We start from the raw sequence: 22,438 nt of genomic DNA, 5'->3' as shown, positions 1-22,438 counted from the left end.
TTTCTCGGTTTACGACCAGGTTCAGCGCTTTTTCGGTCCGACGAAAACCGACTCATATTGCGCGGTTTCCTGGTTTTCACGAGCACCTGTCTCGGTCAGCGTGAACAACACTTTTGTGGATTCTCGTCCGTTTAAGACTGACTTAGGTGCGCTTACATACAATTTATAGCTTCGAACGCTATCCGGCTCTGAAGTTAACATCAGAGTATCGGTTTCCGCATTATCGCCGGCGATTTTCATGCCTGCCCCAACAAGGCCATCGAGGGTCAGAACATATTCCCGATGCTCCCTGGTCTTATTGAGGATCTTGAAGGTATAGCCGTTCTGGATGGAACCATCCTTCATCAGCACGAACATCGGATTGCGATCCCGCAGGATGTTAACATCCAGATGGGCCCGCGTGCTCAGCACATATCCCATGATGGCAGCCACTGCCACCATCAAGACGGCATAGATCACAGTGCGCGGCCGGAATATCTTATGTTTTGGCTTCTCATTATGCTGGCGCGCGTTCATGCGGTTGACGGAATCATAGGAAATAAGACCGCGCGGCAAGCCGATTTTGTCCATGACATTGTCACAGGCATCAATGCATAAACCGCAGCCGATACATTCCAATTGGTTGCCGTCGCGGATATCAATGCCGGTCGGGCAGACAACCACACAGTTGTTACAGTCGATGCAGTGGCCACGGTCATCATAATTGCCGTCACGTGAAGGTTTGGCCCGGGGTTCACCGCGTGGGACTTCATAGGTGACAAGCAGCGAATCCTCATCGGTCATGGATGCCTGGATGCGCGGCCAGGGACACATATAGGTGCAGACCTGCTCACGGGCAAAACCGGCAAGTAGATATGTGGTCGCAGTAAAAAGACCTACGAAAAACAGGGTGTTGCCGCTGACAGTGAAGTTGGCAATGTCAGATACCAAGGTTGGGGCATCGACAAAATAGGCAATCCAAGCGCCGCCTGTGACCAGAGCAATCAAAAGCCAGATGATATGTTTAAGTGTGCGTTTCGCAATCTTGGAAGTGCTCCAAGGGGCGGCGTCCAAGCGGATACGCGCCGCGCGGTCGCCCTCGATGAAACGCTCAACCCAGATGAAGAAATCCGTCCAGACGGTCTGCGGGCAGGCAAAGCCGCACCAGACACGCCCCAGAAGCGCCGTGGCCAGAAACAGGCCGAGGGCGGCGAGGATCAATATCCCGGTGATATAATAAAATTCCTGTTGCCAGAATTCCAAAGCGAAGAAATAGATGCGGCCTTCGGTGAAATCGACCAGAATGGCCTGGTTGGCGGCGTCTGCGCCACGATCCCAGCGGATCCAGGGGGCAATATAATAGATGCCCAGCAGTGCGATCAGCACGGCCCATTTCATCTGTCGGAAACGGCCCCAAACCCTTTTCGGGTGCCAGCGTCGACGTTTTTCATACAGCGCCGGCGGGTTGTTGTCGTTGATGTCTTTCTCTGATTTTTTCTGACCATTCTTGGAAGGGCCGCCCGCATTCGAGCGGCCCTTTTCCGTTGGCAATGTATTTGCCTGACCCATTACTAGGTTCCCAATCGTTGTTGACCCTACTGGCCACCCCCGAGGGTGTGGACATAGATGGTCAGCATCTTGATGGTCGTCTCATCGAGACGGTCATCCCATGCCGGCATCTGGCCATGACGGGCATTGGTTAACTGCTTGGTCAGGAACTCTTTAGAGCCATCGCCGTGCAGCCAGATCGCATCCGCCAGGGCCGGAGCGCCGACACCTTGATCGCCGACACCACCTTCGCCGTGACATGCCACGCATTGTTCTTCGAACACAACGGCACCATTTGTCGCAGCGGTAGCATCATGCTCCTGACCGGAAAGCGACAGGACATATTCCGAGACATTATTGATATCGCTGCTTTCGAGAATTTCGTCAGCGCCGAAATTCGGCATCTCGGACAAACGGGTATCATCATCAAGATCCCAGCGAATGCCATGATTGATGGTCTCGTTGATAGCGGCTAAGTCGCCACCCCAGATCCAATCATCATCCGCGAGATTCGGGTAACCCGGGCCACCGGTGGCACCAGAACCATGACAGCCCGCACAGTTATCCAAGAAGACGGCCTTGCCCCCTGCCCGGCTGAAATCGCGCAGGTCTTTGTCGGCCAGGATGGTCTCCAGGTCGGCTGCGGCAATTTTACCCAGGATCTCGGAATTCGCAGCCTTGGCGGCTGCGATGTCATTGGCAACATCGACCCGCTGTTCGTAATTCTCGGTTCCCTTGAAATAGGTCTTACCGAGAGGAACAGAAGGATACATCACCATATAGACCACCGAAAATGCGATGGTCGCGTAGAAAACCCACAGCCACCAGCGCGGCATCGGGTTATCAAGTTCCTGGATCCCGTCCCAGGAATGCCCGGTCGTTTCGACACCGGCAATGGGATCTATTTTTTTATCTTCAGCCATTTCTTCAGGCTCCCTTGCCAGGCTTCAAATCATCATCATTCAGCGGGATGGCGGCATTATGAGCCATCTCGTTCTGAGCCTTGCGGGTTGGCCGCAGGGCCCAGAACACGATGCCAAAGAAGACGATCATCAGCCAAAGGTTCCAAATGTCATTTGCGAAGGTAACGATGGTTTCCATGGTTATCCCCCTTACTGGACAAGGTCTTCGGGCTTGTATTGCGTGAAGTCGACCAGGGTTCCCAGCATCTGGAGATAGGCAACCAATGCATCCATCTCAGTCAGCTTGTCCGGGTTGCCGTCAAAGTCACCAACGACAGCTTTCGGATAACGGGCCTGAACAGCTTCATGGTCGCCATCCGGATCTGCCTGTGCCTTCAGGTCGGCCAGTGCAAATTCGATCTGCTCGTCGGTATAGGACTCGCTATTGATCAACTGCAGGGTTCTCAAATGGTCAGCGACATCATCCATCTTCAACTCCCGTTCTGCCAGGAACGGGTAGCCCGGCATGATGGATTCGGGTACCACGGCACGCGGATCGATCAAATGGGCGACCTGCCAGTCATTGGAGTATTTTCCACCGACTCGGGCCAGATCGGGACCGGTCCGTTTGGACCCCCACTGGAACGGATGATCAAATTTGGATTCAGCCGCAAGGCTGTAATGGCCATAACGTTCCACCTCGTCACGGAACGGACGGATCTGCTGACTGTGACAGTTGTAGCAGCCTTCACGGATGTAGATGTTCCGGCCCGCCAATTCCAGCGGGCTGTAGGGGCGAACCCCGTCTACTTCCTCAATCGTGCTTTCGATCGTGAAGAGTGGCATGATTTCGACAATGCCACCGATGGAGACCGTGATCAGGACGAGCACGGTCATCAGGGCGACGTTCACTTCAACAAGTTTATGACGGATATACATCATCTGTCAGATCCCCCTTATTCTGCCGCACCGGCATAAGCCGGCTGCATTTCATAGGGTTTTTCGTCGCGCAGATCACCTTTGATCGTGCGGAAGACGTTATAGGCCATGATCAGGGCGCCGGTCAGGAAGAAGACACCACCGATGGCGCGGATCACGTAAAACGGATGCATAGCTTCTACGGTCTCAACGAAGCTGTATTCCAGGAAGCCGAGGCTGTCATAGGCACGCCACATCAGACCTTGCAGGATACCGGAGACCCACATGGAAGAGATGTAAAGCAGGATACCGATGGTCGCGATCCAGAAATGGATGGACACCAGGCGAATGGAATAGAGCCGTTCGCGGTTCCAGAGAACCGGGATCAAGTGATACATGGCACCCATTGAGATCAGGGCAACCCAACCCAATGCGCCGGAATGCACATGACCAATGGTCCAGTCGGTGTAATGGCTGAGTGCGTTAACCGCACGGATCGCCATCAGCGGTCCTTCGAAAGTGCTCATGCCGTAGAAGGCTACCGCCGTCACCATAAAGCGCAGGACCGGGTCGGTGCGCAGCTTGTCCCAAGCCCCGGACAGGGTCATCAGGCCGTTGATCATGCCCCCCCAGGACGGCATCCACAGCATCACGGAGAATACCATACCCAGCGTTTGGGCCCATTCGGGCAGAGCCGTATAATGCAGGTGATGCGGGCCGGCCCAGATATAAAGGAAGATCAGGGACCAGAAATGGATGATGGACAGGCGGTAGGAATAAACCGGACGATTGGCCTGTTTCGGGATGACGTAATACATCATGCCCAGGAAGCCAGCCGTCAGGAAGAAACCAACGGCGTTATGACCATACCACCACTGGGTCAGGGCGTCCTGCACACCTGAGAAATAGGTGTAGGATTTTGCACCAAAGAAGGAAACCGGCACGGTCAGGTTATTGACCACATGCAGCATGGCGACGGTGACGATGAACGCCAGGTAGAACCAGTTCGCCACGTAGATATGCGGTTCCTTGCGGCGCATGATCGTGCCCAGGAAAGTGATCAGGTAAACAACCCAGACAACGGTCAACCAGAGATCCACATACCATTCAGGCTCTGCATATTCCTTGCCCTGGGTTACGCCGGTGACATAACCGATCGCGGCCATGACAATGAACAGCTGATATCCCCAAAACAGGAAATAAGCGGTTTCACGACCGCCCCAAAGCGGTGCCTTACAGGTTCGCTGAACTACGAATAGCGATGTTGCGAAGAGCGCATTGCCCCCAAACGCAAAAATCGCCGCGCTGGTATGCAGCGGACGCAGGCGACCGAAGGAAATCCATTCCAGGTCAAAGTTCAATACCGGAAAGGCAAGTTGGAAAGCGATATAAACACCAGCCAGGAACGCGACAACTCCCCAAAATACTGTCGCGATCGCAAATAAGCGCACAGCACCCAATTCGTAGGTGACGGCTTGCCCAGCTGGTGCAGTGTTGGTCTCGGCAACGACTGCCTGGGTCATGGTAGTTCCTCCAGGTTTCCCATTGGTACTTCGCTGATAAGTCCCCTCAAGCGAAGTTCTTCTAACTAATCGTCCTGTTAATACTCTTACGCACGGAAGTGTAAATTGATGTAAGTCAAACTGTCGCACTAACTCGACGGAAAAAATGGGTTTCTCATCATTTCCTAAGCTGGAAACAGCAACAAATTCAGATTACAAACCGGCATGCGCTGTATATCTGATTAGACTTATCGTTCAAGTGACAATTTGGAGCCGATTGATCTCTGGGCTGCAAAGTCGTATATAGCGCGCTCAGAACAGTAACACGAAAACCGTGACAGTAGAAAAACAAGCTACTGTCGCTGCGATAGGAATTCTTAAAATGGGTATTTGGATCACCGGTGTATGCATGGCAGTTGTGGCATTGCTGGGGCTGTTTATTTCCAGTCGCGCCGTAGACGGCACCCTTTCCTGGGTTGGCATTCTTCTTTTTGTGTTTGGTACCGCCTTTATTTATCGTCAGATTGTGCGCAACACCTAATTCTCAATTAAGGTGTCCCGGTTACTTCAGGAAACGGGCTTCGTCTGTTCTCAGATGTGCTTTTCATGACGTGTTCTTGTAACCAATCGCATTTATCAGACTTTTTTGCCGAACAGTATCCGTTCGTCATTAACCGTCTCTTTAGGAGGCGGCGTTGCGAGTTGCGCTTTTCCAGCCTCTTTCTAATCCCGTGTTTCAACAGCGTTTTTCTATCTCTCCTTCATCGCCAGCTGGGACCGGAGAGGATGTTTTTTCGAAAATTTAACTTTTCGATTTTATCGTGAATCCTGCTAAAGCTCTCCTTGAGACATAGTGAGTGAACGTTGCGGAACAGGTTCCTGTTCTGATGCTTGATGGATTGGCGGCATGACCAAGGTACTGAACAGAAGATCGTTTTTTCCGGGCGATATCATTTTTCATGAGGGTGATAACGGATCGCAAGCCTTTGTGGTTCAGTCCGGCCGGATCCGGATTGTCAAAGCCTTGGCCGGTGGTGAAAAAGGAACCTTGGGCTTCGTCGAACCCGGTGGCGTGTTTGGCGAAATGGCACTGCTGGACAATTCCCCGCGTATGGCCACTGCGGTGGCGGAAGAAGCGTCGGTTCTCATTGTCATTCCTGAAAGTGTTGTCAAAGCCAAGCTGAAGAAAACCAACCCGGTGATTCGCATGATGCTGGTCGTGATGATCCGCATGCTTCGGAACATTTCGGAAAAAGTCGACCTGGAAGTTATTGACCTGGAAGCGGTTGCCCAGGCTGCAAAATTTCCGGATGTTCCGCAATCAGCTGGCGAAGAGGATGACGGCGACGTTACGGCACACTGAGAAAACGGTCCGAAAGTACGCAATCCATCAGACATCCAAATGAACCAAGGCAGAAGATGACATGGTAGAAGAAACAAGCCGGATAACCTCGGAAGAGACATTTGAAAATGGCGTTGTTATCTATCGCCGGGGGGATAAAGCGGAACACACTTATCTCCTGAAGGAAGGTAAAGTGGATCTGATCGGTGAAGATGGCACAGTGTCAAGAACGGTCGCCGCGGGCCAGGTTTTTGGGGAAACCGCCTTGGTTTCCATGGATGCGATGCGTATTCACACGGCACGGGTCACAAAGGATTCCAAATGCCTGAAAATCGCGAGGCAGCCCCTTGAAGCGCAACTGCAAAATGAGGATCCCTTTATTGCGGCGCTCTTCCGAATTCTGCAGGGTAACATGTGCAATGTGATGCAGATGAAGAAAATGCCCAAGGAAAAGATGAATGCCCTTGCCAAGGATTTGGCGGAAACAGCTGAATAGCAAGCGAATCGGGTTAGTCTCGGCAAAGTTCCGTACCTTTCTTTGATAGAAAAGACGGCGGAGTTTATGAAGAGGCCAAAGGAAACTTGTAAGAGACTGGCTTTTCGGCATAAATTTTGAAAGTAGATACGCCTGCAATGTTATATGTGAAAAAGTCGGTTTGAAGATGAGCGTGAACACTTCCAGTTCCTTTATTGATTCCGCACGTGAAATACGTGAGAAAATTGGCGGCGAATACGAGCTGCTCGCTGGCTTTTTCGATTCTTTTGCCCGGGATGCCGATTGGCAGAAATTGCAAGAACTGGAAAACACCTACCTGACAGTTCAGCCGGAAAAGCTTTCCGAGCCGACTTTTATGGATTCTGATGAGCCGGACCGTTTTTTCATGATGGTTTCCTGGTTTGTAAATAAATACCGTATTTTGCATTCCTTAGGCCTTCAATCCGCAGAACCCTGCCGGATCCTGGATCTTGGCAGTGGCCCGGGGCATTTTCTGGCGCTGGCAAAATTTGCCGGGCATGAAGCTGTTGGTCTGGATCGGGAAGATCCCTTTTTCTCGGAAATGTCTGAGTTCCTGAATGTTGAACGCAAAGAGGCTGAGATTGCACCCAATACCCCCCTGCCCAATCTTGGTCAGTTTGATTTGGTGTCGGCTCAGAACATTGCCTTCCACATCAACAGTGAGGAAGAGCGTTGCTGGAACGAAGAAGAATGGATTTTCTTCCTGCGTGACCTTTCGGAAAACTGCTTGAATGATAACGGCCGGATATTGCTGCAGTTCAAGAAGGAAGCACCTCTCAAGGATGGGTTATCTCTTGAGGATAAAAGCCTGCCGCGCTTTATGCGGCGAATGGGTGCCCATTTTCTGGAAGACGATTCAGGATTGGGAGTCACCTATTTTGCCGTTTTCACGGAACTGGATAAATTGCGCCAGAAACTGATGATGTTCGGCTGAGCCATTCGAAACTTCCAAGGAAAAACCCCGGTGGATGTTCCCACCGGGGTTTTTTATCTTATTAGAGAAGGTTGTGGTCAGGCCACTTCTTTCTTTGGCTTGACCACGATCACGGGCTCGACCTCACGCAATTGCTCCATCGGGATATGGCAGGCAATCATATGGCCATTGCCGGCATCTTGTGCCTTTGGCATCGCGGAATCGCATTTTTCGCCTAGATAGCGCGGGCAGCGGGTGGAAAACGGGCAACCCTTGGGCGGGTTCAGTGGGCTGGGAATATTGCCCTCCAACACGATTTCTTTCTTATCAATGCTGGTGTCGGCAATCGGCACGGCCGAAAGCAAGGCTTCTGTATAGGGGTGGTAAGGAGGTGCATAAACCTCTTCCACCGTTCCCTGCTCCATGATTTGTCCGAGATACATCACCACAACCCGATCCGATAGGTAGCGCACCACCGACAAGTCATGGCTGATGAAGAGCAAAGTGGTGTCATGCTCTCTCTGGATATCCATCAGCAGACCGGTTACGGCGGCCTGGACAGACACATCAAGGGCGGATACCGGCTCATCGGCAATCACCAGTGGCGGGTTCCCGGCAAATGCGCGGGCAATGCCGATCCTTTGTTTCTGGCCACCGGACAATTGGCGTGGGCGCCTATGGGCAAAATCCCGGGGTAGCTTGACCATATCAAGCAGTTCATCAACTTTTTGCTTAACCTCCTGCGCGTTTTTCGCAACGCCGAATTTGCGCAAGACCCGACCGATCTGGCCTCCCACGGTATGGCTTGGGTTCAAAGTGTCGTTGGGATTTTGAAACACCATCTGCAGGCTGCCGATTTGCTGCGGCGATCGTTTTTGCACTGGCAGGTTGGCAATATCCACATTGCCATAACTGATGTCACCGCCTGTGGCTTGCTCCAGCCCCATCAAAACCTTGGCAAAGGTTGATTTGCCGCAACCGGACTCACCGACGATGGCGACGGTTTCCCGCTTCCTGGCGTTGAAGGTCAGCGTCTCATTGGCTTTGACCCAGCGGGATTTCTTCCCGGTCAGCATGGCCCAAAGGCCGCTGCTCTTTACTTCATAATATTTCTGCAGGTCATTGACCGAGAGCACCACTTCACCCGGTTCCACTTCATCCTGGGGGGGAATCTCAGGATTATAATGTGCCCAGTCAATCTCCTGCCAGCGGGCACAGCGTACCGCATGGCCTGACTGATCATCCACCGTATCCCAAGGGATTCCGGCCATCACATCGCATTGTCCGGATTTGAAATGGTCACATCGCGGCCCGAAATAACAGCCCTGTGGTCGCTGGTGCGGCAGCGGCAGCTGCCCGCGGATCGGGATCAGGGGGGATGCATTCTTATCAGCGGTCGGCAGCGGGATAGAATTAAACAGCCCGCGTGTGTAAGGGTGGCGCATGATATCGAACACTTCATTGACAGTGCCGATTTCAACCGCCTGTCCGGAATACATCACACAAACCCGGTCGCAGGTTTCCAGGATCAGCCCCATATTATGGGAGATATAGATCATGGACGTGCCAAATTCCTCGCTGATCTCTTTGATGAGCTTCACGATCCCAGCCTCGACGGTCACATCCAGCGCCGTGGTCGGCTCATCCAGCAGTAGCAGGGATGGGTTGGAGAGCAGCGCCATGGCGATAACCACTCGCTGCTGCTGGCCACCGGAGATTTGATGCGGATAAGCATTCATAACCCGGGAAGCGTCTGGAAGCTTCACCTTTTCGAGCATTTCCGCGGACCGGCGGAAGGCTTCTTCCCGGGTGCAGTTTGTCTCGTGATACAGGGGCACTTCCATCAGCTGTTCGCCAATGGTCATGGACGGGTTGAGCGCAGCCATCGGCTCTTGATAGATCATCGCAATGTCAGAGCCGCGCAACTGGCGCAATTCCTCTTGGCTCATCTCATTCATGTCCCGGCCCTTGAACTTGATCGAGCCGCCGACAATGCCGCCATTGGAACCCATATATTGCATGATTGCCATGGCGACTGTGGATTTGCCACAGCCGGATTCGCCGACGATGCCGATGCTTTCCCCTGGCTTGAGAGTCAGGTTGAAATCCACCACGGCCGGGATTTCCCCGGCGCGGGTGAAATAGGAAATGCACAAACCTTCAATATCAAGGATCGGTTCCTGGCCGGTATTTTCTGAATTATTCATGGTCAGGCCTCCCTTAATCGCGGATTGAGACTTCACGCAGGCCATCGGCCAGCAGATTGAACCCGAGCACAAGCAGGGACACCGCCAGTGCCGGGACAAGGGTCATATGGGCAAAGCCCGCCCCGGCGAAAGACCGGGTTTGGGTAATCATGCCACCCCAATCCGGGTCCGGAGGTGGCAACCCCAGGCCCAGGAAGCCAAGCGCCCCAATGGTGATGGTGGTATAGCCCATGCGCAGGCAGGCATCGACAATCAAAGGCCCCCTGGCATTGGGCAGAATTTCCACGAGCATGATCCAGAGGCCGCTTTCACCTCTGGTTTGGGCGGCGGCCACATAATCCCTGGTTCTAAGGTCTAGTGTCAGGCCACGCACGATACGCATGATGCCGGGTGAACTGGCAAAGACCACGGCAAAAACAATGTTGGCCCCAGACGCCCCGATCTGGGTGATGATCAGGACATAGAGCACCATAACGGGGAAAGAGAGGATGACATTGGCCACGAAAGAGATCAGTTCATCCACCCAGCCACGGTAGTAACCGGCCAGCAGGCCCATGATGATACCGACGATATAGGCCGATATGGTCGCCAGTGTCGCATAGAACAAAACCCGTTGCCCGCCCCAGACGACGCGCGAAAGAATGTCGCGCCCAAGATGGTCAGTTCCCAACAGGAAATATTCCCCATTGGGTCCTTCCGTGCCCGGCAGGGCAAATGGCAGGATCGGGAGGTTCGGATCATAAGGAGCCACAATCGGGGCCAGAATGGCCAGTAGGAAGAAGAAGGCGACAATGCTGCCTCCCAGCAAACCCACAGGGCTTTCCCTTAGCAAAGCGATCCCTCTCAGGATCTGAATGATCATCGGGGTCGGTTTGGCGACATAGTCGTTGTTGGTGGTATCGGTCATAATCACCCGTCCCCTTAATTGAACCGGATCCGGGGGTTCAGCAGCGTATAGCCGATATCCCCGATGGTTTGTGAGAGAACGGCCACGAAGACCGCGGCCAGGCCGCAGGCTTCGATCACGAAGATATCCTTACGCAATGCCGCATCCAGCAGTAATGCGCCAAAGCCTTTGTAACCAAAGGCATATTCGGTGACCACCACGCCCGAAAGCAACCAGTTGAGCTGCAGCATGATGACGGTAAAGGGCGCAATCAAGGCGTTGCGCAGCGCATGTTTCACGATGACGCGCTTATAGGGGATGCCTTTGAGGATTGCGGTCCGAATGTAATGGGTCGTCATCACTTCGGCCATGGAGGCACGTGTCATACGGGCGATATAGCCAAAACCGTAGAGCACCAGAACCATGGTCGGCAGGATCAGCTGCATGATGTCAAAACCATTGGACATGGCAGATGACCCCGGCAGCAGATCCAGGCTGTAGACAAAAATAACGGAGAGCAGAACAGCGCTGGCATATTCCGGAACAGAGGTTGTGCCGATCGAGAGGACGGAAATGAACCGGTCCAGGAAGGAGCCTTCTTTCATGCCGGCCAGCACACCGAGGATTAGCGCCATGGGCACCATGATTGCAAATGTGGCGGCTGCCAGGATGCCGGTATTGCCAAGACGGCTCCAGAATATCTCCGCAACAGGGCGCTTATACTGAACCGAGACACCGAGATCACCGGTTACAACCCTGCCCAGCCATTCGAGGAAGCGCACGAGGATAGGCTTGTCATAGCCATGCTCCTGCAACCAGATAGTCAATTGTTCCTGCTGGGCGTAAGGGCCGAGCACACCGCGTGCGATCGAATAAGGATCGCCTTCATTTGCCAGAAATAGAAGAAATGCAACAACAAGCATAACAAGCAGCATCATGCCCAGTCGCTTTAAAAGTAAAATACCCATGAAATGTCACCCTGATCAGAGCCCGGAAGGATTATCCGGCAAATGCATTAAGTTCCATTGAACTGCACCAAGACCCGACTGTTTTTATGAACAGTTTCTGGATCTGAGACTTCCCAAAGAGTGAGAAGTCGGGGGCCGCCGTTCGGCAGCCCCCTCTTCTTCAAATCAGGCATCGTCGAGATAAACATTCTCGAACTGATGATAGAAGGTCGGGTGGGTCTTGAAGTTTTTGACCCGTTTATTCGCGGCCTTGAAGATGGATCGCCAGAACGGCTGCGGGATGACGGCGGCATCCTGCAATATCTGTTGCGGTTTTTCCATTTTCTTGGTGCGTTCCGCCACGTCCAGGGTCCCTTCTGCCTCGCTGAGCGCGGCGTCGAATTCAGCACTGGCAAAATGGGTTTCGTTCCACGGCACGCCGGAACGATAGCCCAGAGAAAGCACCATGGTGCCGAGCGCCCTGTGGGTCCAGGTGGTAAGGCCGAATGGGGTTTTGTCCCAGACCTCCCAATATTGGTTGGACGGCATTTTGTTGATGTTGAGACGAATCCCACCAGGCTCACATTGGGTTTTGAAAGCTTCGCATACAGCTGTTTCCCAAGGACCATTGGTATCACCAACGTCAATAGTGAGCTCGATGCCGTCTGCATAGCCGGCCTCAGCCAGCAAGGCCTTGGCTTTTTCCGGATCGCGCTTGAGCGCCGGAAGTTGGAAATATTCCGGATGCAGTGGTGCCACATGATGGTCTTCCGCCGCCGTACCGCGGCCACGATAGGCAATGTCCAGAAGTGCCTGGCGATCCATACAGGCCTGAACGGCTTTGCGGACCCGGATGTCATCAAACGGTTTTTGATCCACCTGCATGCGCAACACACCGGTCTGGGCGGTGACAGCTTCATGGATATCCACATTCGGCAACCGCTCAATGATGTCCAACTGGGTGACGCCCAACTGATAGATCATGTCGACCTGATCCGACGCGATTGCACCTACGGCAGCGTTCAGATCCTCGCCCAGATCGATATAATGGATTTCATCAAGGTAGAAATTACCTTTCCACCAGTCTCGGTTTTTACGCAGCACCGCTTTTTCACCGATTCGGAATTCAGCCAGTTCAAAGGCATGGGTGCCGATCGGGTTTTTGGAGAGATCCGGTTCATAATCTTTGCCGAAACCGCGATGGGTGATAGCAGTCGGATAGTTATAGAAGTTTTCCGGCATGGCCAGGGCGGCTGACTTCAGATTGAACCGGACCGCGTGATCATCGACCTTTTCAATGGCACCGGCAATGCCTTGTTTGGTCATAACCGCATTGCCGTTTTCATCTTTTTTGCCGGAATCGACCTGCTCAACCATGGCATCGAAGAGGCCCAGGTTCGAAGACCCGGTTGCCGGATCCAGCCAGCGGGTTACGGCCGCCACAACGTCGTCGGCGTTGAAATCATCGCCGTTGGACCATTTCACGCCCTTCTGAAGATAAAAAGTCCAGGTCTTCAGGTCGGCAGAGGCTTCCCAACGTTCTGCAAGATAGGGCCGGGTAATATTGTCGGTGCCTGTGACGGTCAGATATTCGACCAGGAAACGGGCAATATTTGATTTTTCAACCCACGGGAAAGTGGCCGGGTCTGTCATGTCCTGAACCGGCATAGCCATACGAAGCGTGCCGCCGGGTTTACCCTGAGCCATTGCTTCAGGGATGAAGCGGTTGCCGGTCAAAAGGCCCGACATTCCGTAAGCAGCGGGTGCGGCCATGCCCAGAAGCGCCGCCGTGCGAACAAATTCGCGCCGGTCGACAAGCCCGGTGCGATGCTGTTCCGCGATCTCAGGTATATATTCGTGGATTTCCCCACCAAGCGCCCTGGTTGCGCGCCCGATAAATCTGTACTTGCTTCGCATATGCCGTCTCCCTCCTGGCCACTCCGTGGCAGGGCACGTCATGCGCACGCGATCAAGCCCGTGAGAAACTTTTCTCCCGAGAAGAACTGCTGAATTTAGATTTTCCTAGCAAGTCCTGTTTCACGCCCGTTTTGGTGCCTACGCTGGCCAGATTGTCTAGCTCGTTATTAGTTTTGCCTGCAATTTCAACAGGCCTCCCAATCGGTTCACCTGCAAAGTATGAACGTCCCTTATATTCATAGTCAATGGAAGAGGTTCTTTTTTGTCCGGAATCCGGCATGCTTTATTCGAAAAACGCCACGGCCTGTCGCGAATAGTGAAAACTGAACAATGTCAACCACGCACACAGCAACAGGTTTGTGGATTTGAGTTATTGATTTTTCTAATTATTTTTAGTGTGACACAATTTTGTGATGCTTGCCGAAAATGTCCGGTGAGCACTTCAATGTTTATATCTGCCGCTTTAGCTTTTCGATAAAGGCGGGAATCTCATTTGCCTGAATGGTCGCGGCTTTCACCAAGCCGTCAAAATGGTCAATCAGTGTTCGGATATGTTCTCTGGTGTTAAAGACAAAATACATCTGCCCCATGTAGATCGCAGCGCGTTTTGGTCCGAAAACCGTATAGGGTGCGGCATGATGTGTGAGGCCGTTATAGAGAAACAAGCGCAATTTCGGATAGAGCTCATCCATGACAGTGGCGATGCGATCAAGTTGTTCAAGGCGCACTTCCCGGTCCAACCCATCCCAAATCCCCTCGCCCCGGGCAAATGTTTCAAGCATCTGGAAAGATGTGCATATTTCCATGTCTGCATCGGGAAGCCTGGAATATTCCAATTTGTCTTCACTGGCGGTAATGGCCTGGATTGGTGATTTAGAGGCAAAGGACTGAAATTCGAACTGTAAAACCGCCTGTGTTTTTACAAGATCCGGAAGACCGGCCGGGACATAGCGTATTTTATATCCGACAGCTTCCTTATGCCAAACCGCGAGGCATTCGTCTGTCGGCACATCCGATGTCAGTGAAATCTCGATAGAATCCTTTAGGATAGCGGCACCAAGACGGGCTTCGTTGCTTAGTCCTAGCAGCCAGTCCAGGCTGACTTGAAGGGATTTGGCCATCGAAGCAACCGTTTCAGCGCGTGGAAGGCGTTCGTTGTCCGTGGACAGCAGCTGAGACAGGGTAGACCGGTCTATGCCTGATACGCGCGCCAGTGCAGATTTGTTCATATCCGCTGCTTTCATGGCCTCTGTCAGCCGGTTACGAAACAGGCGGACGGTTTCGCGTCTATCCCTCGTCAGCATATTCTCTCCTGATCGAACTATCTCAGTGTGGTGATAAAAATCAACATAATAATATTAAATCAACTAGTCATATGAATTGTATCGTTGCGTGATAAAAGATTACAACTCCCTCGTTGTTCCATGCAAGTTTTGAAGCCATCTAATTGTTTAGATGGAAAAATAAGCATGAGGATGAAAATTAGCGATGTCACAGGACCGGATCAGGGCAGTTTATCGTGCATATGAATGGCCGACCTGGCTTGTGATTATTGCCGTTTATGGTGGTTGGTTCCTGCTGACGTTCCATGCGTCTTCAATGAGCTGGTGGCAACTGATGCCACTGGGGGCGATCTTGATTTGCTGGCATATGCATATTCAGCATGAAATCTTGCACGGCCATCCTACCAAATGGACCTTTGTGAATTCCTTGCTGGGTTGGCCGCCGTTAAGTCTTTGGATCCCCTATTCCATCTACCGGGAAAGTCATATCCGGCATCATGCCGCAGACCAATTGACCAGCCCCGGTCAAGACCCCGAAAGCTTTTATGTGGATGCATCGGAATGGTGTCGCTATCCGCGTTGGAAAAAGCGACTATATATCTTCAATCAGTCCCTGCTAGGACGCTTTCTGGTCGGGCCGTTTCTGGCCATGGGTGGGTTATTGACACAGGAAGGAAGGATGCTGTTACAGGGAGATTTCAGGCATTTACCGGCATGGGGGTTTCATGGCGCACTGGTGGCTATTATCGCCTGGTATCTTGAAAATGTGTGTCAGTTACCGTTTTGGCAATACATCCTGACATTTGCGCTACCGGGCACGTCTTTGGCATTGCTGCGGTCGTTCCTGGAACATCGACCTGCCGCAGAACCAGGCCACAGGACGGCTATTGTCGAAGGAGGCTTCTTCACACGCTTCCTGTTTTTGAACAACAACCTGCATGTGGTGCATCATGATCACCCCGGCCTGCCCTGGTACCGGATTCCCGCTTTTTATCGTGCCAATCGCGAAGCGATTTTGATGCATAACGGCGGTTATTTTTACAGATCCTATAGCGAGGTTTTCCGGCGTCATTTCTGGAAAGCTAAAGATATCCCGAAATATCCCTTTGCGAGAATCTGAACTCAAGACTGAGGATGCCCGGCCAATTGTGCCGGGCATTTCTTTTACGGGTTTTACTCGTGCCTGCTTTCTGACCTAATGGCCGCAGCAAAGGGATTAACGACCTCAATTCGGGAAAAAACAAAATGACGAACCCAACAAGGTTTACCCGTGGCGATGTGGAGCTGATCGCCCGGGAAACCCGCTTTAAAGGCTATTTCCAAGTCGATGAATATACCCTCCGCCATCGCAAATATGATGGTTCCTTTTCGGATCCCATCAAGCGGGAGATTTTTGAACGAGGTCACGCGGTCGTCTGCCTTCCTTATGATCCGGTTCGTGATGAAGTTGTCCTGATTGAACAGTTCCGACCCGGTGCCTATGCCAGCGGGCGGGAGGATTGTTGGCTGGTTGAGACGATCGCAGGAATCATTGAGAAAGGTGAAAGCCCTGAAGATGTGGCCAAGCGTGAAGCGTTTGAAGAAGCCGGATGTGAAATATCGGATCTGGTGGAAGCCGGCAACTTCATGCCCAGCGCCGGCGGTTGTTCAGAAGAAAATGTTCTTTTTATCGCCCGTTGCGACGCGAGAACTATTTCCGGACATCATGGACTGGATGATGAAGGCGAGGATATCAGAGCTTTCACACTGGCTTTTGATCAGGCGCTCGAGGCTGCAATCCAAGGAAAACTGGTGAATATGTCGCTGGTGACAGCACTCTTTTGGCTGTCATTCAAAAGGCAGGACTTGCGTTCACGCTGGCTAGGACTTAAATAGAATGTAGATTCATTTAAAGGACACTAAAGAAATGGAATTTAGAGCGGATTTCGTGGATGCCGTTGGCAATACGCCCCTGATCAAACTGCGCGGCCCATCCGAACTGACCGGCTGCACCATTTTGGGTAAGGCGGAATTCATGAATCCCGGCGGTTCGGTCAAGGACCGGGCGGCTAAGGCCATCATTCTGGATGCTGAGCAAAAGGGATTGCTGCGGCCGGGCGGTGTTATTGTTGAGGGAACGGCGGGCAACACCGGTATCGGCCTTGCGCTTGTTGGTAATGCCCGCGGCTATCGGACGGTGATCGTCATTCCGGAAACGCAGTCTCAGGAAAAGAAGGACATGCTCAGACTGGCGGGTGCCGATTTGCGTGAAGTGCCTGCTGTTCCCTACAAGGATCCCAACAACTATGTGAAATATTCCGGGCGTTTGGCAGAGGAAATCGCGGCCAGCGAGCCCAATGGTGCGATCTGGGCCAATCAATTCGACAATATCGCCAATCGCCAGGGACATATCGAGACAACTGGTCCTGAGATCTGGGAACAGACCCAGGGTAAGGTCGATGGGTTTATTTGCGCGGTTGGCACCGGGGGAACCCTTGCAGGGGTTGCTATGGCCCTGCGCGAACACAATAAGGATATCGTGATTGGCCTGGCTGATCCGATGGGCGCAGCGCTCTACAATTTCTATAAAAACGGCGAATTGAAATCTGAAGGCAGTTCCATCACGGAAGGCATTGGCCAGGGGCGCATTACAGCCAATCTTGATGGCGTGGATTTTGATGAACCGTTCCAGATCTCTGACCAGGAAGCCCTGCCCGTTTTGTTTGATCTCTTGAAACATGAAGGGCTTTGCCTGGGCGGTTCTTCCGCTATCAATGTTTTGGGCGCGATGAAACTTGCCAAAAAAATGGGGCCGGGGAAAACCATCGTCACCGTTCTGTGTGATTCCGGATCTCGCTATCAATCCAAGCTCTATAACCCCGAATTTCTCAAAAGCCAGGAGCTGCCCGTACCTGACTGGCTTTGACCTCGCTGTGCCGGCAATATCTTGGAAAAGCGCACTTCCGGGTGCGCTTTTCTTTTTGTTCGGCTGTATCGAGACAATTAAGACGTTGACCCCTGCCCGGCTTGTGCGGACCATTGCATGAAATGATGAAAATATCTGGCCAGGTGAGGATGAAGTGACTGAAGCCTTGTATCGTGAAGATGCCTATCTGCGTGAATGCAGTGCGACCGTAACCGCCATAAATGATCGTGGTGGTATTATTCTTGATAAAACGGTGTTTTATCCCACTGGTGGCGGCCAACCAGGTGACAGCGGTTGTTTTGAGCTTCCGGGAGGACGTCGGCTGGTTATCGCGACCACGGTTAAGGGGGATGGCCCGGACGAAATCATCCATGTGCCTGCCGCTGAACAGGACATGCCAGCGGTTGGAGATCAGGTGAAAGCCGTCATCGACTGGGAAAGACGCTATCGCCATATGCGCATGCATAGCGCCATGCATCTAATGTGTTCTGTTGTCCCTTGTGGAGTGACCGGCGGGCAGGTCGGTGAAGCCAAAAGCCGCCTTGACTTTGATATTGGTGACCACGTCCTTGATAAAGAAGAAATAACCAGATCTATCAATGAATTGGTGGAGAATGATGAACTGGTTTCTGCGCAATGGATTTTGGATGCAGAGCTGGATGCGAGCCCGGACTTGGTGAGGACCATGTCTGTGCAACCGCCGCGCGGCAGCGGCAGGATCCGCCTGGTCAAGATTGGCGAGGCTACGGATCTTCAACCCTGTGGTGGAACCCATGTGAAACGAACCAGTGAAATCGGGCGGATATCCGTTTCAAAAATCGAAAATAAGGGGAAGCGGAATCGACGGGTGAATATTATTTTTGAATGACTTATCAATCGGTTCTTACGGCAAAGGGATGACAACTGTCAGCGATTCGAGCGGTTCCTTTTGCTGTTCGGGTGTGCAGGCCGACGAAATATGCTGGCCGGTCTGCCCCTTCCGGTCCGACCGGTAAAAGCAGCCGCTCGAACAGGATCATCGCATTCGGGGCCGAAGTTTCCAGATAGGACATGTAACGCGGCTCACAGCTGTTGATCGCATCCTGATAATCCTCCATCAGGATCTGATAGCTTTCCGCTGGGAATATTTCGTCAAGAAACCGGCCATTGACATCTGTTCCAATGGTTTCAACCATCTCTTTTCCGGCCAAGCGATATTGAAAACGTATCGGCCTGTCATTCTCATAGATGATATCTATGATGAACAAACCACCGGATAAGTGAGGAAATTCCAAGAGGTCAATCTCATGGATATCCGGCATCTGCCGGCTGCCTTTTTTGTTCCGCCAGAATTTAATAAAATTCTGCAGGTCCGGGTGCATTTCCTTTGGCAGGCCCTGGCACCGTTCAAATCTATTCATTTCTTTTCATCACCCACACTTTTGCAGCCAATATCACTTAATCGGACAGGTGTTAAGATCGCGTTAAGAGAAGGCGAATTCAGTCATTTGCCTTCTCGTATAACGGAAAGGTCCTATTCTTACTGCCTAAGCGATCCCCTCCACAGCACAGGACTTGGAAAAAGCAATGAAATTCGGGTGCAAAATGGGCCGCTAAGGGCTAAACCGTTCTAATGGATGCGCGAAATCATGCCAGGGAGGCACAAGATGACCACTAGTGAACTGCCCAGTCTCGTCGAAGCTGGTTGGCTGAAAGAGAATATCGATCGTTCAGACCTTCGTGTTATTGATGCATCCTGGCATATGCCGACGTCCGGCCGGAATGCCCGCGAGGAGTATGGTAACGGCCATCTGCCGGGGGCGGTTTTCTTCGATATCGATGCGGTTTCAGACCCCACCCATGACATGCCCCATATGCTTCCGCAGCCGGTTGATTTCGAAAAAGCGGTCGCGGATCTTGGGATTAGGAATGATGATTGCGTAGTGGTCTATGACGTACACGGCCTATTTTCCGCGGCGCGCGTCTGGTGGATGTTCCGGGTCTTTGGCCATGAAAAAGTGGCGATCTTAAATGGTGGGTTAGAGGCCTGGAAGGCAGTAAACGGGGCCATGGAAACCGGTTTCCCCAATGTAACCGCAAGCCGTTTCAGAGCGACATATCATGCCGAACGAGTGCGGTCTTTGAAGGATATGGAACATAATCTGGTTGAAAACAGGGATTTGGTGATCGATGCCCGCTCCGCCGCCCGGTTTTCCGGCGAGGCTCCTGAACCGCGCCCTGGTCTACGTGGGGGCCATATGCCGGGTGCCAAGAACTTGCCTTTTGACACGTTGTTGGAAATGGATAGTAAAAAGGTCCTGCCGATCAGCAAGCTCCGCAGCCTGCTCGCACCCCTAGCGCCCGCGTCAGGGCAAGGCCTCGTTTTCAGCTGTGGTACCGGTGTGACGGCTTGTGTGTTGGCCTTTGGATTCCATCTGATCGGTAAGGATGATACGGCTGTTTATGATGGGTCCTGGACGGAATGGGCTTCTCAATCGGACACACCTGTCGAGGTGGGGTAAGAATGCCAGAACTCTCCATTCGTGACTTTCGGGACGGGGATTTGGATGCTGTGGTCGGTCTTTGGACGGATTGCGGCCTTGTTCGCCCCTGGAATGATCCGGAAGAGGATATTGCTCTGGCTCTGAATACCCAATCATCCAGATTGATTGTCGGGCTGCTGGACGACCGCATTGTCGGGTCGGTTTTATGTGGTTTGGATGGCCATCGAGGCTGGCTCTATTATTTTGCCGTTGCCCCTGATTGTCAGGGAAAAGGCTTTAGCAAGCCTCTGTTGACTGAGGCGGAAGAATGGCTGGCATCCCAGGGGGCGCCGAAGGTGGAATTGATGGTCCGCACCAGTAACAACGGGATTCTCTCATATTATCATGCAGCGGGTTATCAGCATGAAGATGTCGCCGTCCTGTCCAAATGGCTCAATGATGAAACTGAGACCAGAAAAGAAGAGAGCCGTGATTTACCGGTAACGGTGACCTGGCTGGAGATGACGGCCCCCCCTTTGCGCCCGGCCATACCGGTTCCCTCAATTGGCATTCCGTTATCCCTCACCCGTGTACAGTCACCATCCCTCTCCTTCTATCGTTATCTCTATAACACCGTGGGAGAACCCTGGTTGTGGTGGGAACGTCGGGCGATGCCGGATGAGGATCTGCAAAGGGTGATTCAGTCCGCCGACACCGAGATCTATCTCCTGTCTGTCGGCAGTAATCCGGCGGGGTTTGTTGAGTTGAATGCAATCCGGACACTAAGGACCGTTGAAATTGCCTATTTCGGCCTGGTCCCGGATTTCATTGGCATGGGGCTTGGTGGTTACTTGCTGGACTGGGCTATCCGCACAGCCTGGGCCCATGAAAGCCGGCCGGAACGGCTGGAAGTTAATACCTGCACGCTGGATCATCCTGCTGCACTGGCAACCTATCAAAAAGCTGGCTTCACGCCATATAGGCAGGAAGAAAGGCAAGTGCCGGATCCAAGGCTAAATGGCATTCTGCCATATGATTTACCCTTGCCTGCCCGAGATCCGCGGGCATGAACAATGAAAAAGTATGAACGGAGAGACAGTGAAATGATGATCGGTGTTCCAAAGGAAATTAAGCCACAGGAAGGCCGCGTGGCTCTGTTGCCCAATCTTGTGTCTGATTTGGTCAGGGATGGCTTTGGCGTCAATGTTCAATCCGGCGCAGGTTTGCTTTCCGGTGCGACAAATGACGACTATGCTGCGGCCGGTGCAACCGTCATGAACAGTATGGAAGCGGTTTATGCGGAAAGCGGACTGATCTTCAAGGTGAAGGAGTTTCTGGAGCCGGAATATCCGCTGCTGCGCGAAGACCATATCCTGTTTACCAATATCCATCCGGCGGCAACGCCCCAGCAAGTGGATGTCCTGCTGGAGCGCGGCCTTGTGGCTTTTGCGGCTGAAGACACCCATGAATTCGGTTCGCCAAACTGTGCGCTGGCCGGTGAGGTTGGTGCGTTTGAAGGCATTCGTCTCTGTTTTGCCCAGCATGGCGGGTCTGGGCGCCATTTCCTGCCGCATTTTGGATCCCAACCGATCAAGGCGGCTGTTATCGGTCTTGGCAATGTCGGGCGTGGTGCCTTACGGGTCTTGCTGTCGCTTGGCGTGGAAGTGGTTGGTTTCGATATTTCTGACGGCATCCGCTATCGCACTGAACAGGATTGGGATGCCACGAATTTCAGCACTGCAGACATCGGTGACTTCGTCCATCGCACGTCAGAGTTCGACCTGATCGTGAACTGCGTGTTATGGCCAAAGCATCGTGATGATCATCTGATCAGTCGGGCACAGTTAAAACAGCTGAAACCGACCGCTGTGATCACAGATATTTCCTGTGACGCGGGAGGTGCGGTTGAAACCTGTCGCCCGACCACCTGGCAGGAACCGACCTATCGCGAGGAGGGGATTACGCATTTTTGCGTCGACAATATTCCTGGCAGCGTGCCCGTGGCGGCAAGTGCCGGATATGGCAAAGCTCTGGTGCCCCATATCCGCAATATCCTGGCCAATGGCTGGCGCGAGGCAGCACGCTCCAATGCCTGGCTGCGCCGTGGCTTGGTTTGTGCCGAGGGCACTTTGACCCATGCGGAAACTGCCCGCTTGCAAAACCGGGAACGGTTGGATCCCGAAGCCTATCTCGCGGAGTGAATAGGATCG

22 protein-coding genes are annotated in these 22,438 nt (G+C 52.7%); 11 read left to right on the top strand and 11 right to left on the bottom strand.

The window, feature by feature from the left end; genetic code table 11:
- Nucleotides 1-21: 21 nt before the first annotated feature.
- From ccoG to ccoN, 5 genes are read right to left on the bottom strand one after another with little or no spacing between them, the layout of a single operon-like run.
- Nucleotides 22-1,548, bottom strand: coding sequence for a cytochrome c oxidase accessory protein CcoG (gene ccoG, locus DFP90_RS12380; RefSeq protein WP_115936794.1), 1,527 nt, complete (start codon nucleotides 1,546-1,548; stop codon nucleotides 22-24).
- Nucleotides 1,549-1,574: 26 nt separating this feature from the next.
- The gene (gene ccoP / locus DFP90_RS12375; protein ID WP_115936793.1) at nucleotides 1,575-2,450 is read right to left on the bottom strand and encodes a cytochrome-c oxidase, cbb3-type subunit III; all 876 of its coding nucleotides are present in this window, start codon (nucleotides 2,448-2,450) and stop codon (nucleotides 1,575-1,577) included.
- A gap of 4 nt (nucleotides 2,451-2,454) precedes the next feature.
- Nucleotides 2,455-2,628: a cbb3-type cytochrome oxidase subunit 3 gene (locus tag DFP90_RS12370; protein WP_115936792.1), complete on the bottom strand. Its 174-nt coding sequence runs from the start codon at nucleotides 2,626-2,628 to the stop codon at nucleotides 2,455-2,457.
- Between the two features lie 11 nt (nucleotides 2,629-2,639).
- A complete protein-coding gene (gene ccoO / locus DFP90_RS12365) occupies nucleotides 2,640-3,371 on the bottom strand; it encodes a cytochrome-c oxidase, cbb3-type subunit II (protein ID WP_115936791.1) in 732 nt (243 codons plus the stop codon).
- Between the two features lie 14 nt (nucleotides 3,372-3,385).
- Nucleotides 3,386-4,870, bottom strand: coding sequence for a cytochrome-c oxidase, cbb3-type subunit I (gene ccoN / locus DFP90_RS12360; protein WP_115936790.1), 1,485 nt, complete (start codon nucleotides 4,868-4,870; stop codon nucleotides 3,386-3,388).
- Nucleotides 4,871-5,231: 361 nt separating this feature from the next.
- Between ccoN and DFP90_RS22880 the strand changes: the two genes are divergently transcribed.
- The 4 genes from DFP90_RS22880 to DFP90_RS12345 all read left to right on the top strand — a co-directional run bounded on the left by DFP90_RS22880 (nucleotide 5,232) and on the right by DFP90_RS12345 (nucleotide 7,642).
- A complete protein-coding gene (locus DFP90_RS22880) occupies nucleotides 5,232-5,390 on the top strand; it encodes a hypothetical protein (protein WP_181905329.1) in 159 nt (52 codons plus the stop codon).
- A gap of 366 nt (nucleotides 5,391-5,756) precedes the next feature.
- On the top strand, nucleotides 5,757-6,212 hold the full coding sequence (locus DFP90_RS12355) for a Crp/Fnr family transcriptional regulator (RefSeq protein ID WP_115936789.1): 456 nt from the start codon (nucleotides 5,757-5,759) through the stop codon (nucleotides 6,210-6,212).
- Between the two features lie 61 nt (nucleotides 6,213-6,273).
- Entirely contained in the window at nucleotides 6,274-6,687 is a 414-nt protein-coding gene (locus DFP90_RS12350) for a cyclic nucleotide-binding domain-containing protein (RefSeq protein WP_115936788.1), read from the top strand.
- A 166-nt stretch (nucleotides 6,688-6,853) separates the two neighbouring features.
- On the top strand, nucleotides 6,854-7,642 hold the full coding sequence (locus DFP90_RS12345; protein WP_115936787.1) for a class I SAM-dependent methyltransferase: 789 nt from the start codon (nucleotides 6,854-6,856) through the stop codon (nucleotides 7,640-7,642).
- A 77-nt stretch (nucleotides 7,643-7,719) separates the two neighbouring features.
- Here DFP90_RS12345 and DFP90_RS12340 read toward each other — a convergent pair whose 3' ends face one another.
- The 5 genes from DFP90_RS12340 to DFP90_RS12320 all read right to left on the bottom strand — a co-directional run bounded on the left by DFP90_RS12340 (nucleotide 7,720) and on the right by DFP90_RS12320 (nucleotide 14,882).
- Nucleotides 7,720-9,828, bottom strand: coding sequence for a dipeptide ABC transporter ATP-binding protein (locus DFP90_RS12340; RefSeq protein ID WP_115936786.1), 2,109 nt, complete (start codon nucleotides 9,826-9,828; stop codon nucleotides 7,720-7,722).
- 13 nt (nucleotides 9,829-9,841) lie between these two features.
- Complete coding sequence (locus DFP90_RS12335) at nucleotides 9,842-10,735, bottom strand: ABC transporter permease (RefSeq protein WP_245957055.1); 894 nt, start codon at nucleotides 10,733-10,735, stop codon at nucleotides 9,842-9,844.
- 14 nt (nucleotides 10,736-10,749) lie between these two features.
- Nucleotides 10,750-11,682 (bottom strand): ABC transporter permease, encoded by a 933-nt coding sequence (locus tag DFP90_RS12330; RefSeq protein WP_115936785.1) that lies wholly within the window; start codon nucleotides 11,680-11,682, stop codon nucleotides 10,750-10,752.
- Between the two features lie 165 nt (nucleotides 11,683-11,847).
- The gene (locus tag DFP90_RS12325; RefSeq protein ID WP_115936784.1) at nucleotides 11,848-13,578 is read right to left on the bottom strand and encodes an ABC transporter substrate-binding protein; all 1,731 of its coding nucleotides are present in this window, start codon (nucleotides 13,576-13,578) and stop codon (nucleotides 11,848-11,850) included.
- A 449-nt stretch (nucleotides 13,579-14,027) separates the two neighbouring features.
- The gene (locus DFP90_RS12320; protein ID WP_115936783.1) at nucleotides 14,028-14,882 is read right to left on the bottom strand and encodes a helix-turn-helix domain-containing protein; all 855 of its coding nucleotides are present in this window, start codon (nucleotides 14,880-14,882) and stop codon (nucleotides 14,028-14,030) included.
- Nucleotides 14,883-15,066: 184 nt separating this feature from the next.
- On the opposite strand from DFP90_RS12320, the gene DFP90_RS12315 reads away from it, so the two are divergent.
- The 4 genes from DFP90_RS12315 (at nucleotide 15,067) to DFP90_RS12300 (ending at nucleotide 18,634) form a co-directional block, all read left to right on the top strand.
- Nucleotides 15,067-15,981, top strand: a complete 915-nt coding sequence (locus tag DFP90_RS12315; RefSeq protein ID WP_115936782.1) for a fatty acid desaturase — start codon at nucleotides 15,067-15,069, stop codon at nucleotides 15,979-15,981.
- Nucleotides 15,982-16,106: 125 nt separating this feature from the next.
- A complete protein-coding gene (locus DFP90_RS12310) occupies nucleotides 16,107-16,736 on the top strand; it encodes an NUDIX domain-containing protein (protein WP_115936781.1) in 630 nt (209 codons plus the stop codon).
- 31 nt (nucleotides 16,737-16,767) lie between these two features.
- Nucleotides 16,768-17,766 (top strand): cysteine synthase A, encoded by a 999-nt coding sequence (locus DFP90_RS12305; protein ID WP_115936780.1) that lies wholly within the window; start codon nucleotides 16,768-16,770, stop codon nucleotides 17,764-17,766.
- A 154-nt stretch (nucleotides 17,767-17,920) separates the two neighbouring features.
- Nucleotides 17,921-18,634: an alanyl-tRNA editing protein gene (locus DFP90_RS12300; RefSeq protein WP_115936779.1), complete on the top strand. Its 714-nt coding sequence runs from the start codon at nucleotides 17,921-17,923 to the stop codon at nucleotides 18,632-18,634.
- A gap of 4 nt (nucleotides 18,635-18,638) precedes the next feature.
- Here DFP90_RS12300 and DFP90_RS12295 read toward each other — a convergent pair whose 3' ends face one another.
- Nucleotides 18,639-19,166 (bottom strand): PAS domain-containing protein, encoded by a 528-nt coding sequence (locus DFP90_RS12295; protein ID WP_115936778.1) that lies wholly within the window; start codon nucleotides 19,164-19,166, stop codon nucleotides 18,639-18,641.
- 246 nt (nucleotides 19,167-19,412) lie between these two features.
- Here DFP90_RS12295 and sseA point away from each other — a divergent pair, with 246 nt between their 5' ends.
- The 3 genes from sseA to DFP90_RS12280 are packed head-to-tail and all read left to right on the top strand — an operon-like array spanning nucleotide 19,413 to nucleotide 22,429.
- On the top strand, nucleotides 19,413-20,267 hold the full coding sequence (gene sseA, locus DFP90_RS12290; protein WP_218044659.1) for a 3-mercaptopyruvate sulfurtransferase: 855 nt from the start codon (nucleotides 19,413-19,415) through the stop codon (nucleotides 20,265-20,267).
- 2 nt (nucleotides 20,268-20,269) lie between these two features.
- Nucleotides 20,270-21,298, top strand: coding sequence for a GNAT family acetyltransferase (locus tag DFP90_RS12285; protein ID WP_245957054.1), 1,029 nt, complete (start codon nucleotides 20,270-20,272; stop codon nucleotides 21,296-21,298).
- Nucleotides 21,299-21,331: 33 nt separating this feature from the next.
- Nucleotides 21,332-22,429, top strand: coding sequence for an alanine dehydrogenase (locus DFP90_RS12280; protein ID WP_181905328.1), 1,098 nt, complete (start codon nucleotides 21,332-21,334; stop codon nucleotides 22,427-22,429).
- The last annotated feature ends 9 nt before the right edge of the window (nucleotides 22,430-22,438 follow it).

The organism is Aestuariispira insulae (assembly GCF_003385955.1).
Classification (GTDB): Bacteria; Pseudomonadota; Alphaproteobacteria; order UBA8366; family Aestuariispiraceae; genus Aestuariispira; species Aestuariispira insulae.
This window is presented reverse-complemented; position numbering and strand designations above follow the sequence as displayed.

What these genes read in the sequence shown, in the direction of transcription:
- DFP90_RS12295 (WP_115936778.1), bottom strand. Translation starts at nt 19,166, where the DNA reads ATGAATAGATTTGAACGGTGCCAGGGCCTGCCAAAGGAAATGCACCCG.
- DFP90_RS12345 (WP_115936787.1), top strand. Translation starts at nt 6,854, where the DNA reads ATGAGCGTGAACACTTCCAGTTCCTTTATTGATTCCGCACGTGAAATA.
- DFP90_RS12350 (WP_115936788.1), top strand. Translation starts at nt 6,274, where the DNA reads ATGGTAGAAGAAACAAGCCGGATAACCTCGGAAGAGACATTTGAAAAT.
- DFP90_RS12370 (WP_115936792.1), bottom strand. Translation starts at nt 2,628, where the DNA reads ATGGAAACCATCGTTACCTTCGCAAATGACATTTGGAACCTTTGGCTG.
- DFP90_RS12335 (WP_245957055.1), bottom strand. Translation starts at nt 10,735, where the DNA reads ATGACCGATACCACCAACAACGACTATGTCGCCAAACCGACCCCGATG.
- DFP90_RS12310 (WP_115936781.1), top strand. Translation starts at nt 16,107, where the DNA reads ATGACGAACCCAACAAGGTTTACCCGTGGCGATGTGGAGCTGATCGCC.
- DFP90_RS12320 (WP_115936783.1), bottom strand. Translation starts at nt 14,882, where the DNA reads ATGCTGACGAGGGATAGACGCGAAACCGTCCGCCTGTTTCGTAACCGG.
- sseA (WP_218044659.1), top strand. Translation starts at nt 19,413, where the DNA reads ATGACCACTAGTGAACTGCCCAGTCTCGTCGAAGCTGGTTGGCTGAAA.
- DFP90_RS12280 (WP_181905328.1), top strand. Translation starts at nt 21,332, where the DNA reads ATGATGATCGGTGTTCCAAAGGAAATTAAGCCACAGGAAGGCCGCGTG.
- DFP90_RS12315 (WP_115936782.1), top strand. Translation starts at nt 15,067, where the DNA reads ATGTCACAGGACCGGATCAGGGCAGTTTATCGTGCATATGAATGGCCG.
- ccoN (WP_115936790.1), bottom strand. Translation starts at nt 4,870, where the DNA reads ATGACCCAGGCAGTCGTTGCCGAGACCAACACTGCACCAGCTGGGCAA.
- DFP90_RS12330 (WP_115936785.1), bottom strand. Translation starts at nt 11,682, where the DNA reads ATGGGTATTTTACTTTTAAAGCGACTGGGCATGATGCTGCTTGTTATG.
- DFP90_RS12325 (WP_115936784.1), bottom strand. Translation starts at nt 13,578, where the DNA reads ATGCGAAGCAAGTACAGATTTATCGGGCGCGCAACCAGGGCGCTTGGT.
- ccoG (WP_115936794.1), bottom strand. Translation starts at nt 1,548, where the DNA reads ATGGGTCAGGCAAATACATTGCCAACGGAAAAGGGCCGCTCGAATGCG.
- DFP90_RS12305 (WP_115936780.1), top strand. Translation starts at nt 16,768, where the DNA reads ATGGAATTTAGAGCGGATTTCGTGGATGCCGTTGGCAATACGCCCCTG.
- ccoO (WP_115936791.1), bottom strand. Translation starts at nt 3,371, where the DNA reads ATGATGTATATCCGTCATAAACTTGTTGAAGTGAACGTCGCCCTGATG.
- ccoP (WP_115936793.1), bottom strand. Translation starts at nt 2,450, where the DNA reads ATGGCTGAAGATAAAAAAATAGATCCCATTGCCGGTGTCGAAACGACC.
- DFP90_RS12340 (WP_115936786.1), bottom strand. Translation starts at nt 9,828, where the DNA reads ATGAATAATTCAGAAAATACCGGCCAGGAACCGATCCTTGATATTGAA.
- DFP90_RS12285 (WP_245957054.1), top strand. Translation starts at nt 20,270, where the DNA reads ATGCCAGAACTCTCCATTCGTGACTTTCGGGACGGGGATTTGGATGCT.
- DFP90_RS12355 (WP_115936789.1), top strand. Translation starts at nt 5,757, where the DNA reads ATGACCAAGGTACTGAACAGAAGATCGTTTTTTCCGGGCGATATCATT.
- DFP90_RS22880 (WP_181905329.1), top strand. Translation starts at nt 5,232, where the DNA reads ATGGGTATTTGGATCACCGGTGTATGCATGGCAGTTGTGGCATTGCTG.